Consider the following 14666-nt stretch of genomic DNA (forward strand, 5'->3'; position numbering starts at 1 on the left):
GCACAGGGGGGGTGCGGACGCTGGCTTAGCGTTTCTTTTCCCAGACCTTTTCGTCGATCATCGCCTGCAACACCCCGGACAGGGCCGCGCGATCCTCGCCCATGTCGGCACTGTCCTCACGCGAGGGATGGTCGGCCTTGTGACGCGCCTCGGCGGCCTTGGAAAGCCGCCAGGTCAGGCCCTCGTCGGCAAGGCCGGTGAGGTCATGCACCGCGTCCTCCACCTCGCGGCGGGCGGCGCGATGGGCGTCAAGCTTGGCCATCTCCTCGGCCAGACACAGCGTCGCAAGCTCGGCGTCCGCGCGGTTTCGGACCGGGGGCGCGATCTGCACATGGGGACGGCGCATCAGTGCGTCAAGGGCATCGCCCGCCTCGCGCCGCAGGATGTCCTGCAGGCTGGCCACATCCTCATCGGCATGGGAGAGAAGCAGGCGGCGCAGGGCGTTGTGGTCCTCGCCCGTCAGGTCCAGCCGTTCGAGGGCAGATTCAAAGCGGTGGATCAGCGCCGGATGGGCGATCAGGCTGGCAAGGATCACCGCCTCGCGCAGGGCTTCCTCCACGGCCTGCCCCTGCGCCAGAAGCGACTGGCGGGCGCTGGCGGTGGGCGGCAGCGGCGTGCCTTTCGGGGTAAAGTTTCGTTGCCGGAAGGCCGGCACCCGCGCGCCGCCCTGACCGAACAGCTCCAGCCGCAGCCGCTTGATGTCTTCGCCATAATGGGCGCGGATCGAGGGGTCGGCGATGCGCCTCAGATGCGCGCGCAGCGATTTGTCCAAGGTTGCCTTGCGCTCGGGACTGTCGAACACCCGGCCTTCGGTCTCGCGCTTCCACAGCAGGCTGACCATCGGTTGCGCCGCCTCCAGCACCGCCTGCATCGCCGCGGCGCCCTGGGCCTTTATCAGGTCGTCGGGGTCTTGCCCGCCGGGCAGCACGGCAAAGCGCAGGCCCTTGCCGGCCTCCAGAAGCGGCAGCGCGAGGTCGATCACCCGCAGCGCGGCGCGGATGCCGGCGGCATCGCCATCCAGAGCGATGACCGGCTCGTCATGAATGCGCCACATCAGCCGCAGTTGCTCGTCCGTCACGGCGGTGCCCAAAGGCGCCACGGCGGCGGTGAACCCGGCCTCGGCAAGCGCGATGACGTCCATATAGCCTTCGGCGACAATCAGGGGCTTGCCCTTGCCCGCCGCCTCGCGCGCCGGGGCGTGGTTATAGAGGTTGCGGCCCTTGTCGAAGATCTCGGTTTCCGGGCCGTTGAGGTATTTGGCGTTGTCCTTGGGGTCCATCGCCCGACCGCCAAGCGAAATCGCCCGGCCCCGGCCATCGCGGATCGGAAAGATGATGCGGCCCCGGAAGCGGTCGTAGGGCTCGCCCCCCTTGTCGGATTTGGCGCAAAGGCCGGCACCGATCAGCAGGTCATCCGCGATGCCCTTCTGCTTCATGGCCAGCTGCAGCCCGTGCCAGCCATCCGGCGCAAAGCCGATCTCCCAGCGGTCCTGGGCTGCAGGGGACAGCCCGCGCCGGGCCAGATAGGCCCGCGCCTCGGCCGCAGCACTGGTCTTCAGCTGCAGGCGGAACCATTTCACCGCCTCTTCCATCACCGCGATGAGCTGGCTGCGGCGGTCCGCCACCTCTGCGGCCTTGGGGTCGCGCGCGGGCATCGGCATGCCGGCCTCGCGCGCCAGCACCTCCACCGCCTCCATGAAGCCGAGATTCTCGGTCTCCTTGATGAAGGTCAGTGCGTCACCCTTGGCATGACAGCCGAAGCAATAGTAATAGCCCTTGCGGTCATCCACATGAAAAGACGCGGATTTTTCCTGATGGAACGGGCAAGGCGCCCACATGTCGCCTTTGCCCTGATTGGACTTGCGCATATCCCAGGTGACCTTGCGCCCGACGACGGACGACAGGGACACGCGGGTGCGCAGTTCGTCGAGAAAACCGGGCGGCAGGGACATAGGGTCTATATGTGTTGTCAAACATCGGCTGTCCACGATTCTCCTCGGGCGCCTTCGGCTTCTCGTCGGGGCGCCCTGAGGAGCGACAAAGTCGACGACGAGGTCAGCCGAGAAGGTCGCGCGCGATGCGGTGAAAGATCGCAACGCCCGGCGCGATCAGGCTGTCGGGAAAGTCGTAATCGGGGTTGTGCAGGGCGGGAAAATCGGTGCCCGCACCCAGAAACAGCATGGCCGACCGCGTGCCGGGCTGGCCGAAGCGGCCGAAATCCTCGGACGCCCGCATTGGCAGATCAGCGTCGTCATGAACCATGCCCAACGCCTCCAGTGCGGCGGCAATCCGCGCCGTGGCCTCGGGGTCATTGACCGAGGCGGCAAAATCGTCATGCGCCTCGAAGGCGACCGTCAGGCCATGCAGGCGGGCCTGTGCCTCGGCCAGCGCCACGGCCTCGGCGCGCAGGCTTGCCATTTCGGCGTCTTCGGTCGTGCGCAGGGTGATCCACAGCTCTGCCGCCCCCGGTGCGATGCCGAAGGCCGGCTCGCCCAGCCGGGCATGGGTCACGGTCACCAGCCGGTAGCCGGGTCGCAACGGGCCGGGAGGCGCGAGGTGGGTAAACCCGTCGATCAGCGCGGCCAGCGCCAGAGCCGGCGACGTGCCCGCCTCGGGCTGGCTGGCATGCGCGGTCTTGCCGCCAAGCGTGATCTTCAGGCCCTGACTGGCGCAATTCACCACGCCCGCCTTCAAGAGCCCCCGGCCGAAGGAAATTCCCGGCATGTTGTGGAGCGAAAAGGCCCAGTCGGGCTTGATGGCGGCAAAAGCCGGGTCTGCCACGACGGCCGCCGCGCCGGAGCCGTCCTCTTCGGCGGGCTGGAACATCAGCACCACCCTGCCCCGCGCCGGCCGCCTGCGCGCGATCAGGCGACCAAGGCCAAGCAACAGCGCCATGTGCCCGTCATGACCGCACAGATGCCCGGAGCCGGGGATCGTCGAACGGTGGGGCGCGTCTGACACCTCCTCGATCGGCAGCGCGTCAAGTTCGGCGCGGAACAGCACGGTTGGTCCCGGCGCCGCGCTGCTGAACACCGCCGCCACGCCGTGACCGCCCAGCCCCGTCAGCACCTGATCGGGGCTGAGCGGGGCGAGTGCAGCGACCACCCGCGCCGCCGTACCCGCCTCATCGCGGCTGACCTCGGGGAAGCGGTGCAACTCGCGCCGCCAGTCGGTCAGCTCGGCAATGTCGCGGTTGGTCAGCATCAGGCCCGCGCCGCGAGGGTGCGCATGGCGACCTCGATCTCGTGCCATGCCGTGCGCGCCATGGAGCGGAAGATCAGGATCAGGAAGCCGGCCTCCTCGCGGATCACGACCGAGGACATGTGGCCCAAGGGCGCGCGCACCGCCCGGCCCGGCGGGAAGGCCGCCGCGCGCAGGTCCAGCGGCACATGGCGCATCAGCACCTCGGCCGCCTTGTCCCCCGACAGCCGCAGCGCGGCCCAGCCGCCAGACTGGTCGGTGACAGCCGCCGCGGCGCCGAAATCCGGGGCTGTGACGCCGATCAGGAAGGCCTGCTCGCGCCCCGTCCAGACCAGCTGCACCCCGGCCTTTGCCGACAGGCTGTTCGGGTCGGGGAAGGACAGGCCAAGGGGTTTCAGGGCTTTCGCCATGGCCTTTTCCTGCCCCGGAAACAGCGCGACCGAGGTGATGGGGCCAAGATCCACCGCTTCCAGCCGGCAGGTGCCAAGGGTCAGCGGCGCCTTTTCCAGCGCGGGTTTGGCAATCAGTTCAGGCACGCAGTTTCTCCCCGTCCTTGTCGTGGAACACCGGATCGCAGACCTCGGCGGTCAGATCGAGGCCGCGCAGATGATCGACAATGCGGATGATCTCCCCATGTCGCGCCCGGCCGTTCTTCAGGAACCCAAGGCCAAGGCAGGCGCCCATCAGGTCGGAATGCGCAAACGAGGTGATGTAGCCCTGGCTTTCCTCGCGCCCGACCTTGTCGCCAACCGTGAACAGATGCGCCCCGGAACAAGGCGGCGTGCCGGTGGCGATCTTCAGGCCGACCAGCTGCTGGCGCTCGGGGCCGACCAGCGCCGGCCGCGCCGCCATGGCCTTGCCGATGCAATCCTTCTTCGGGCTGACCATCTTTTCCATGCCAATGTCGAAGGCCGTGGTGCGGCCGTGAATCTCGGCATGCGTGATGAAGCCCTTCTCGACGCGCAGCACGTTCAGCGCCTCCATGCCGTAAGGCCCGCCGCCCATGGTCTCGGCCTTGGCCACCAGATCGCGGAACAGGCTTTCGCCATAGCGGGTGGGCACGGCGATTTCATAGCCCTGCTCGCCGGAAAACGAGATGCGGAACAGCCGCGCGGTGACACCGCCGAGTTGCACCGCGCCACAGGCCATGAACGGGAAATCCTGAACAGGCTGATCGAGAACCGCGTTCAGCAGGGCGCGGGATTTCGGCCCGGCCACCGCAAATTGCGCCCAAGCCTCGGTGACGGAAATGAACCGCACGTCCCAGTCGGCGCAATGGGTCTGATGCACGAAATCCAGATGCCGCATCACCTGGCCCGCCGCCGCCGTGGTGGTGGTCATCAGGAAATGGTTTTCCCCCAGCCGCGCCGTGGTGCCGTCATCCATGACGAAGCCATCCTCGCGCAGCATCAACCCATAGCGGACGCGGCCCACCGGCAGGGTGCTGAAGGTGTTGGTATAGACCAGATCAAGGAAGCGCGCGGCATCGCGGCCCTGAATGTCGATCTTGCCAAGGGTCGAGACATCGGCCACGCCCACGGCCCCGCGCACCATCGCCACCTCACGGTCACAAGAGACGCGCCAGGTGGCCTCGCCCGGTTTCGGGAAATAGCTGGGCCGATACCACAACCCCGCCTCGATCATCGGCGCGCCCCGGTCGCGGCTCGCCTGGTCCGAGGTCAGGAAGCGCTGCGGGGCAAAGCCCATGCCGCGCCCTCCGGCGCCCAGAGCGGCGACCGAGACCGGCACATAGGGCGGGCGGAAGGTGGTGATCCCGGTCTCCGGGATCGCGCGGCCCGTGGCATCGGCCAGCACCGCCAGCGCCCCCATGTTCGAATTCTTGCCCTGATCCGGCGCCATGCCCTGCGTGGTGTAGCGCTTCATGTGCTCGACCGAGGCATAGCCCTCTTGCGCCGCCAACTTCACATCCTTGGTCGTCACATCATTGGCGAAATCGAGCCAGGCTCGGCCCTTGCCCTCGACCGCCCAGAGCGGTTCGACGACATAGGGCAGGCCCTCGGCCCGGGGCAGCGCGACCTTGGCAGGGCTCAGCCCCAGATCGGCCAGGGCTGCCTCGGCCACAGCATGGCCCGCGGCAAGACAGCCGTGGGTGGTGAACGTGCCGTTGGCGGCCCCTGCGGCGACCAGACCCGGCACCGCGCCCTCCATCGGCACGAAGGCCGCGAGCTCCTCCGACCAGCGCGGACGCCCGCCCATGTGGCAGGTGAGGTGCAGCGTCGGGTTCCAGCCGCCCGACATGGCAAGGCAATCCGTCTCCAGCTTGAACGCGCCGCCGGCATGGTGGCCCTCGATCAGCCGCAGCCCGTGGCGACCCGAGGTGTCGGTGATCCGCGCGCCCAGATAGACCGGGCAGTTTTCGACCGCGCTGGCGTTGGCCCGGCTGTCGAGAATGGCCGCCACCTGAACGCCCGCCGCCATCAGGTCGCGCGCCACTGCGCGCGCGCCGTCATTGTTGGCAAACAGCGTCACCCGCTTGCCCGAGGCCACGCCATAGCGGTTGAGATAGCTTTGCACCGCGCCGGCCATCATGATGCCCGGTCGGTCGTTCATCGGAAAGGCGATGGGCCGCTCCAGCGCACCCGAAGCCAGGATCGCGCGGCGCGCGGTGATGCGCCAGAACGCCTCGCGCGGCAGGTCGGGGCGGGCGGGCTTGTGCAAACCGACCCGCTCCAGCGCGCCATAGATGCCACCGTCATAGGCCCCGCTCACCGTGGTGCGCGGCATGAGCCGCACATTCGGCAGGGAAGAAAGCTCAGCCAGAACAGCGGCCACCCAGTCCGGCCCCGGCTGACCGTCGACAGTCTCGCCATTGGACAGCAGACGCCCCCCCATCCGGGAATCCTCATCGGCAAGGATCACATCCGCCCCGGCGCGCGCTGCGGTCAGGGCGGCGATCAGGCCGGTCGGGCCGGCACCGATGACCAGAAGGTCACAAAAGGCAAAGGCCTTTTCATAATGGCCCTCGTCATGGCGACCCGACAGACTGCCCAGACCCGCCGCCCGGCGGATGGCCGGTTCATAGACCTTTTCCCAAAAGGCGCGCGGCCACATGAAGGTCTTGTAATAGAAGCCGGCCGAAAAGAACGGCGCCATCAGGTCATTCACCGCCAGCAAGTCCCAGCGCAAGGAGCCCATCCGGTTCTGGCTGCGCGTGACCAGCCCCTCGAACACCTCTTGCACGGTGGCGCGCACGTTCGGCGTCTGGTTCTTCGCGCCCACCACCTCGATCAGTGCATTCGGCTCCTCGGACCCCGCCGTCAGCACCCCGCGCGGACGGTGATACTTGAAGCTGCGCCCCACCACCCTAACCCTTGCCGCCAGCAGCGCCGAGGCCACAGTGTCGCCCTTGAAACCCGCGTAGGTCCTGCCGTCAAACGTGAAGGACACCGGCTTTTCACGCTCGATCAGCCCCTTGCCCGCGACCCTCATTGCGCACCGCCTTTCAGGCCGGCGACAAGCGCGGCGCCGTAGATTTCATGGCTCACGGTGTTGCGATGCACCCGGAGCCACTGGGCGCAACCGGCTTCGTGATACCACAGGTCATGCGTCTCGCCGGCCGGATTGGCGCGCAGATGCAGATGGTCGTCCCAAGGCCCCGCTCCGGCATCCGGCGCAGGGCGGTTCAGGTAATCGTCCGAGCCGTAATAGGTGAATTCGCGCCGGTCGCGGGGGCCACAGAGAGGGCAGGGAATACGCATCGGTCAAGCTCCTGAAACGGCAGTAGAAAGGGGCGCTGCCCCTCGGCGCATCCGCGCCTCACCCCGGGATATTTTCGCCAGCATGAAAGAAACCCGGGCTTTCATACTGGTACAAATATCCCCGCCAGAGGCTCCCGCAGCCGGGACGGGGCGTTGCGCGCAAAGGTTCGGGGGGCGGGTCATGTCAGTGCAGGTTGTGCTGGGAACCGGTGCCTTCCTCGTCGAGGACATGGCCGGTACGGAAGCGGTCAAGGCGGAAGCGGCGGGCAACTTCGTGGGGCTCGCCGGTGGCCATCAGATGCGCCATGCACCAGCCCGAGGCCGGCGTCGCCTTGAACCCGCCGTAGTTCCAGCCGGCATCGACGAACAGGCCCTCGACAGGGGCCTTGTCGATGATGGGCGAGCCGTCGGGCGTCATGTCCATGATGCCGCCCCAGCCGCGCAGGATCTTGGCGCGGCCGATCATCGGCATCAGCGTCATCGCCGCCTCCATCACATGTTCCAGCATCGGCAGGTTGCCGCGCGCGGCGTAGGAGGCGTAGAAGTCGAGATCGCCGCCAAAGACCAGGCCGCCCTTGTCGGACTGGCTGATGTAAAAATGCCCCATGCCGAAAGAGATCACGCTGTCGATCACCGGCTTCAGCCCTTCGGTGACGAAGGCCTGCAGCACATGGCTTTCGATCGGCAGCCGCATCCCCGCCATCGCCGCCACCTGGCTGGAGCGGCCGGCGACCACCATGCCGACCTTGCGGGCCTTGATCGCCCCGCGCGTGGTCTGCACGCCGGTCACCCGGCCGTTCTCGATGTCGATGCCGGTGACTTCGCAGTTCTGGATCAGATCGACGCCCAGCCGGTCGGCGCCGCGGGCATAGCCCCAGGCCACCGCGTCATGCCGCGCGGTGCCGGCCCGGCGCTGCATCAGCCCGCCGTAGATCGGGAAGCGGGTCTGTTCGAAATCGAGATAGGGCGCGAAGTCGCGCACCTGATCGAGCGACCACAGCTCGGCATCGTCCCCCTGATTGACGATCGCGTTGCCGCGCCGGGCCAATGCGTCGCGCTGGCCGTCGGAATGGGCAAGGATCAGCTGGCCGCGCTGCGAATGCATGACGTTGTAGTTCAGCTCACCCTCGAGCTTTTCCCAGAGCTTCAGCGAATGGCTGTAAAACTCGGAATTGCCGGGCAGGAAATAGTTCGCCCGTACGATGGTGGTGTTGCGCCCGACATTGCCGCCGCCGAGATAGCCCTTCTCCAGCACCGCAATGTTGCGCAGCCCGTGGTTCTTCGCAAGGTAATAGGCGGTCGCCAGACCATGCCCGCCGCCGCCGATGATGAGGATGTCATATTCGGCCTTCGGGGCCGGGTCGCGCCAGGCCGGTTTCCAGCCCGAGTTGCCGAACAGCCCTTCGGTAAAGACCTTGAAGCCCGAATAGCGCATGATGACCGCCTTTCCATTCCGGCCCAGTGAACCGGTATTGGTGGCGATATTCAACAGGCTTGCGCAAATTCCTGCCACGAATGCGACAGGGAATGTCGCGGACGCCAGAAGGATGCAGTCGGCCCGTCAGTCAACCATGCGGAAATATTCGGCTTCGAAGTTGTTTTCCATGCCCGTGCCGCAGAAGGCCATCGACATGTTCGACGTCCCCGACACCGTGCCGCCCGACACCATGGCCGCGCCCTGGATGCCATCGGCCTGCGCGGCGAACTCGATGTCGCCGATCGCCAGCAGCTGGCTGCCATAGATCTGCAGGTTCGCGGCAAAGTTCATGCCGCCCATGGTCACGAGCTGCGAGCCGCCGCCCGGGGCGCAGTTGTCATTCTTGCCGAGCTGGAAGCCCGAAGGCGAGTTGAAGGACCTGGCCGAGGTATTGCTGTTCACGATCACCGAATTCTCGACCCTGACGCCCGAGCCGAAGCTGACTTCGCAGGCGGTCTTGATGACCACGCTGTCGACGAGCGTGTCCTTGTAGATCGTGCCTTTGCCGCCCGAGCAGTTCCAGTAGATGATCCGACCGGCCGGCAGGTCTGCCGCGGTGATGGTCTTCTTGGTCACGGTCAGCGGCGACGAATTGGTGATGTAGTCCTTGTAATATTCCGAACCGGGAACCGCGATTGTGTTGATGATGTCGTCGATCCGGCTGACGATGCGGATGTTGTAGCTGCCCGAGCGCAGCGCCGCATCAAGGCCGAGGTTGGTTTGAAAGCCCGAGTTCGGAATGTCGAGATCATCGACATCCGGCATCGACACCACGGTGCCCGGCTCGAAATAGTTGTTCGAGTTCAGCGAGACATAGTCGTTCGAATGCACGCAGAAGCCATTCTGGAAGATGTTGTTCGACTGGATGTCCACCGGGCCGGTGCCCACAAAGCCCTCGCGGAAGCAGGTCGGGCGGTAGGTCACGAAAGTCGAGGTCGCCTCGAGGTTCCACTGGTCGATGCCGACCATCTGGAAGAGATAGGTGCGGATCGCGTTTGCCCGGCCTTCCGAGCGCGCCAGCCGCACGCGCACCGCGTCGCGCTCGCCGGGATCGGGCGTGAAGGTCAGGGAGGCGTGGTCCCAGGTGCCGAACTCGACATCGGATTCGTTCAGCACCGCGCCGAAGGTGCCGGGCGGCATGTTCGCCTCGGCAACCGAAAGGGCCGCGTCGATGGCCACGCTTTCGGAGTTGTGTTCGCGCGTCAGAAGCGCCGCATGCGCCGCGGAATCGGCGACGGTCTGCAAATGGGTGCGTTCCATCGTGACGTTCTGGACGTCGATGGCATAGCCGCCCGTCATCAGCACGGTGGCCATCAGCAGCAGGCCCCAAGCGGTGCCACCGCCGTTTTCCGAGCGGGCGAAGCGAGAGAGCGGGAGCGGGAGATACGAAAGCATGGTGTCAGGCCTCCGACAGATGTTGGGCGCGCACGACGATGTCGATGTTGGCGAAGCCGTCAAAGAAGCCGGTCGCCGTCAGGTCACTGGCGGGAATCTGGACAACCGAGGTGATGATGCCGTCAACCACGTCGACGCTCACCACGGCGCCCGTGGTCAGCGGGGCGATTTCGCTCACGATATGGGCGCGCGCGTCTTCCAGGTTGGGGTAACGCCCCAGCGAAACGGCCCGGTTGGTGTCCTGCACGACGCGCAGCACTTCGGCCTGACCACCCAGCACCAGCGAGGCGTCCACGACCATGCTGAACAGCAGCATGAAGAAGGGCATCCACAACACGGCCTCAACCGTGGAGCCCCCGTCCTCTTGCCGGATCATGGATCGAATGCGGTTCAGGATACCCAGCGAGCAGCTACACATGACGAATCACTCCGCGCGTTCTTGCGCAAGGCCGAAGTAGCCCGTCAGATGTGACCGAATTTGGGCGGGACGGTGGCGCGGCCCGGTTTTGGGCCGCGCAACGGTTTGAAAACCGTGGAATCCCGGCTTACAGGCCCTTGGAGCGGTAGGTCTTGGCCACGCGGTCGATGGCCACGATATAGGCCGCCACGCGCAGGTCATGCACGTCGGTACGGCCATGCCAGACTTCGCGCATCGCCTGGTAGGCGGTGCGCATGGTGTCATCGAGACCCGAACGCACCAGCGCCAGCTCGTCCGAGCCTTGCAGGAATTTCTGCTTGAAATCGGCATTGAGCGACCAGCCGAGCCCCTGATCGGCGGACAGCTGTTCCAGCTCTTCCACCAAGAGCCGCGAGCGCGCCTCCTCCGCCCGGCGCTGCATGCGGCCAAAGCGGATATGGGACAGGTTCTTGACCCATTCGAAATAGCTGACCGTCACGCCGCCGGCGTTGGCATACATGTCGGGGATGATGAGCGTGCCCTTCTTGCGCAGGATCTCGTCGGCGCCGTAGGTCACCGGGCCGTTCGCCGCCTCGATGATGAGCGGCGCCTTGATGCGGGCGGCGTTGCCAAGGTTGATGACCCCTTCCATCGCCGCCGGAATGAGGATGTCGCATTCCATTTCCAGCACCGCCGAGCCGTCTTCGACATGGCGGCCCTTCGGGTAGCCTGCCAGCCCGCCGGTGCGGTTCATGTGCTGGCGCAACTCCTCGATATTGATGCCCTTTTCGTCAATGATCGCGCCGTCGCGCTCGATCACGGCGATGACCCGCACGCCGTCTTCTTCCGACAGGAACTTGGCGGCGTGATAGCCCACGTTGCCAAGGCCCTGCACGATCACCCGCTTGCCGTCCAGATCGCCGGTCAGCCGCGCGGCCTCCTTGTCCTCGCGGTAGCGGAAGAACTCGCGCAGGCCGAATTGCACGCCGCGGCCCGTCGCCTCGACCCGGCCCTGAATGCCGCCCGCATGCGGCGGCTTGCCGGTGACGCAGGCCTTGGCGTTGATATCGGTGGTGTTCATCCGGGCATACTGGTCGGCGATCCAGGCCATCTCGCGCTCGCCCGTACCCATGTCGGGGGCCGGCACGTTCTGCGCCGGGTTGATGAGGTCGCGCTTGATCAGCTCATAGGCGAAGCGGCGGGTGATCTGTTCCAGCTCATGCTCGTCCCATTGCCGCGGGTCGACGCAGAGCCCGCCTTTCGAGCCGCCGAACGGGGTTTCCACCAAGGCGCATTTATAGGTCATCAGCGCCGCCAGCGCCTCGACCTCATCCTGGTTTACCCCCAGCGAATAGCGGATGCCGCCCTTCACCGGTTCCATGTGTTCCGAATGCACCGAGCGGTAGCCGACAAAGGTTTCGATCTTGCCGCGCAGGCGCACCCCGAAGCGCACCGTATAGGTCGAGTTGCAGACCCGGATCTTTTCTTCAAGGCCGGGGCTGAGGTCCATCAGCGCGGTGGCGCGCTTGAACATCAGGTCTACGGATTCACGAAAGCTGGGTTCGCCGGCGACGGACATGTGGTTCTTCTCCCTTGGGGACCTGCGGACGGGGCAAGGCCTGCCCCAAGGTTTAGGCGCAAAGACTGGCAATTGTCCGCGTCTAAAAGACGATCTTTTCCGACAAATTGCAGCATCCTGTGATTCGCCGTCGCCCAATTTGGACAGGATTGCCGCGTCTCGGCCCCAATTCGGGCAGCGCGTCGTTCGCCGTTCCGGAACAATGCGCAGCCCCGCGCCGCATCGTTTCCACCCTGCCCCACCCAGCCGACCTTCCGCCGCCTTTGCCACAATTTCGCCACAACTTCTGGACATCGACGTGGCGGGGGCAAGGAAATCTGATGGCAGGGCAACCTGTCCGGAAGCAGGAATGTGACGCAAATGGCTGCCCAGCTCCCCTCCGCGATTGCCGCGTTCCGCAAGGCCGAAGACGGCGCGCTCATCATCTTCGCGCTGTTCCTGTTCGTGCTGATGGCCACCATGGGCGGCGTCGCAATCGACATCATGCGCTATGAGACCACCCGCACCGAGCTGTCGCAGACGCTCGACCGCTGCACGCTGATGGCGGCAAGCCTGGACCAGCAGCTTGACCCGGAATCGGTGGTGAACGACTGCGTGGCCAAGGCGGGGCTGGCGGACAAACTGCAGAACGTGGTCGTTCTGGACGGGCTGAGCAGCCGCGACGTGCAGGCCATCGCCCGCGCCGATTCCGAACCCTTCTTCATGCACATGATCGGCATTGACCATTTCGACGCCGTGGCGCGGTCGCGCGCGGTGCAGACCGTCACCAATGTCGAGATCATGCTGGTTCTGGACGTGTCGGGCTCGATGTCGGGCGCCAAGATCGCCAACCTGCGCAGCGCGGCGTCGAATTTCGTGCATCGGATGCTGTCCACCGACACCAACAACCGCGTGTCGATCGGCATCGTGCCCTACAATGCCCAGGTGAACCTTGGCGCGGCCTTGCGCGGCAAGTTCAATGCGACCGACCTGCACAACGTGTCGGACGTCAACTGCCTTGAACTGCCGCCGGCCGCTTTCGCCTCGCCCGCGCTCTCGCGCACGCTGGCCCTGCCGATGATGGCCTATTCCGATCATTACTACGGCACCAACACCGGCTCGTATTACACGTCGACCAGCGATGCCGCGGCCCGGCCGAATTTCTCGAACAACTATTGCCGCCGCGCCGCCAACAACACCGTCTACATGCCCAGCCAGAACGAGACGGCGCTGCAGGCGCGGATCAACGGGCTGACGGCGGGCGGCAACACCTCGATCGTGCTGGGCATGAAATGGGGCACCGCCCTGCTCGATCCCTCGGCCCGCTCGATCTATGACGAGTTCATCGACGCGGGCCAGATGGGCGCGGGGCTGGCCGGTCGTCCCTTCGACTATACCGATACCGAGACGCTGAAGGTGGTGGTCCTGATGACTGACGGCGAACATGTCGCCCATGACCGGATCAACGATGGCTACAAGAGCGGCCTCTCGCCGATCTATCGCAGCAGCGGCGACGGCATGTATTCGATCTACCACGCCAGCCGCGCCGGCACCGCGAAATTCTATGTGCCCCACCTCAACACCTGGCGGTCGACGGCCTGGACCAACAACGCGACCCCTGCCGTGCAGCAGGACTGGCGCGCGATCTGGGCCAACCTGAAGCTCAGCTATGTCGCCTGGCAGTTCTATGGACGCGCGCTCGGCTCCAGCGCCTATTCCGCCGCGCTGAACGAGATGCGGTCGGTCTATGCCTCGGTCGGCACCATGGACAGCCAGTTGCAGACCACCTGCACCCAGGCCAAGAACGCCGGCGTGGTGGTCTATGGCATCGCGTTCGAAGCCCCGACCAACGGCCGCACCCAGATCTCGCGCTGCGCCTCGACCCCGCAGCACTTCTACGCCGCCCAAGGCGCCGAAATCGGCACCGCCTTCGACTCGATCGCCAGCAACCTGTCGATGCTGAAGCTGACGCAATAGTGCAGAACGTCACGAGTGCCGCGGCAGGCCCTTCCCGGGGGCCGTGCCGCAAGTTCCGAAACCCTTTGAAAGACCCGCATTCAACGAGTTGTATTTGTTATCGCTCTTTTGATCCCGCTCCGCGCTCTCGCGGCTTCCCCCGCGAGAGCGCAATTCTCCCCTTCAGGTGCGGCATGCCCCGCCCTGAGCGCAGTCTGCCCATGGAAGAGCCATACTTCCGCCTCAGGTCTCACGCACCGTCGGCGGGACGCATCGACCAGCGCAGACTGCGGTTCGGCATGGTGCAATTTGATGGTCCGGAGGCGCAAATGGCGCGTGACAGGGTTGAAAAGGCAATTGGCGGGGCCGACGGGGCTTTGCCCAGCCGCGCGCCGGACGCCCCGGGGGCGGCCCGGTTTCTGGCCGGGAGTCTTCGTCGCGCCCTGCGCCGCTTTGGCAGCAATCAGGCCGGAACCGCCGCCGTCGAATTCGTCATGACCGTACCGCTCCTGATCGGCATCTTCATGGCCTCGTTCGAAAGCGGCTTTCTGATGATCCGGTCGATCATGCTGGAACAAGCGGTCGATGTAACGATGCGCGAGTTGCGGCTCGGGCATCTTCCGCTGCCGACCGCAGCGCTTCTGAAACAGGAAATCTGCCGGCGCAGCGTGGTGCTGACCAATTGCGAGGCCAACATCTCGATCGAGATGACACGGATCGACACGGCCAGCTGGTCGATGCCGACCAACCGCGTCGCCTGCGTTGACCGCGAAGAAGACATCCAGCCCGTGACCCAGTTGCAGATCGGCCAGCAGAACGACGTGATGCTGGTCCGGGTCTGTGTCGTGCAGGACGCAATGTTCCCGACCACCGGCATCGGGCTTGGCCTGCCCAAGGACCGGGCGGGCGGCTATGGGCTGATTGCGGCCTCGGCCTTTGTGACCGAACCAGACTGACAGGTGCG

Annotated in this window: 11 protein-coding genes; 2 read left to right on the forward strand and 9 right to left on the reverse strand. The window is 65.8% G+C overall.

Features of this window, described 5'->3' with window-relative positions; genetic code table 11:
- Positions 1-25: 25 nt before the first annotated feature.
- The 9 genes from dnaG to G4Z14_RS14970 all read right to left on the reverse strand — a co-directional run bounded on the left by dnaG (position 26) and on the right by G4Z14_RS14970 (position 11767).
- Positions 26-1951, reverse strand: coding sequence for a DNA primase (dnaG, locus tag G4Z14_RS14930; protein ID WP_164627142.1), 1926 nt, complete (start codon positions 1949-1951; stop codon positions 26-28).
- A 103-nt stretch (positions 1952-2054) separates the two neighbouring features.
- Positions 2055-3251, reverse strand: a complete 1197-nt coding sequence (locus G4Z14_RS14935) for an amidohydrolase (protein ID WP_227751773.1) — start codon at positions 3249-3251, stop codon at positions 2055-2057.
- Positions 3203-3736, reverse strand: a complete 534-nt coding sequence (locus tag G4Z14_RS14940; protein ID WP_164627144.1) for a sarcosine oxidase subunit gamma — start codon at positions 3734-3736, stop codon at positions 3203-3205. The genes G4Z14_RS14935 and G4Z14_RS14940 overlap by 49 nt, the downstream gene beginning before the upstream one ends.
- Positions 3729-6650 (reverse strand): sarcosine oxidase subunit alpha family protein, encoded by a 2922-nt coding sequence (locus tag G4Z14_RS14945; protein ID WP_164627146.1) that lies wholly within the window; start codon positions 6648-6650, stop codon positions 3729-3731. The genes G4Z14_RS14940 and G4Z14_RS14945 overlap by 8 nt, the downstream gene beginning before the upstream one ends.
- Entirely contained in the window at positions 6647-6919 is a 273-nt protein-coding gene (locus G4Z14_RS14950) for a sarcosine oxidase subunit delta (protein WP_164627148.1), read from the reverse strand. The genes G4Z14_RS14945 and G4Z14_RS14950 overlap by 4 nt, the downstream gene beginning before the upstream one ends.
- Positions 6920-7103: 184 nt before the next feature.
- On the reverse strand, positions 7104-8354 hold the full coding sequence (locus G4Z14_RS14955; RefSeq protein ID WP_164627150.1) for a sarcosine oxidase subunit beta family protein: 1251 nt from the start codon (positions 8352-8354) through the stop codon (positions 7104-7106).
- Between the two features lie 126 nt (positions 8355-8480).
- On the reverse strand, positions 8481-9791 hold the full coding sequence (locus tag G4Z14_RS14960) for a Tad domain-containing protein (protein ID WP_164627152.1): 1311 nt from the start codon (positions 9789-9791) through the stop codon (positions 8481-8483).
- A 4-nt stretch (positions 9792-9795) separates the two neighbouring features.
- Positions 9796-10167, reverse strand: coding sequence for a TadE/TadG family type IV pilus assembly protein (locus G4Z14_RS14965; protein WP_164627154.1), 372 nt, complete (start codon positions 10165-10167; stop codon positions 9796-9798).
- 169 nt (positions 10168-10336) lie between these two features.
- A complete protein-coding gene (locus G4Z14_RS14970) occupies positions 10337-11767 on the reverse strand; it encodes a Glu/Leu/Phe/Val family dehydrogenase (protein ID WP_164627157.1) in 1431 nt (476 codons plus the stop codon).
- A gap of 360 nt (positions 11768-12127) precedes the next feature.
- Here G4Z14_RS14970 and G4Z14_RS14975 point away from each other — a divergent pair, with 360 nt between their 5' ends.
- Both G4Z14_RS14975 and G4Z14_RS14980 read left to right on the forward strand, forming a co-directional pair.
- Positions 12128-13723, forward strand: a complete 1596-nt coding sequence (locus tag G4Z14_RS14975; RefSeq protein ID WP_164627160.1) for a vWA domain-containing protein — start codon at positions 12128-12130, stop codon at positions 13721-13723.
- 308 nt (positions 13724-14031) lie between these two features.
- Entirely contained in the window at positions 14032-14658 is a 627-nt protein-coding gene (locus G4Z14_RS14980) for a TadE/TadG family type IV pilus assembly protein (RefSeq protein ID WP_164627161.1), read from the forward strand.
- The last annotated feature ends 8 nt before the right edge of the window (positions 14659-14666 follow it).

It is taken from the genome of Tabrizicola oligotrophica, from assembly GCF_011008935.1.
Classification (GTDB): domain Bacteria; phylum Pseudomonadota; class Alphaproteobacteria; order Rhodobacterales; family Rhodobacteraceae; genus Tabrizicola_A; species Tabrizicola_A oligotrophica.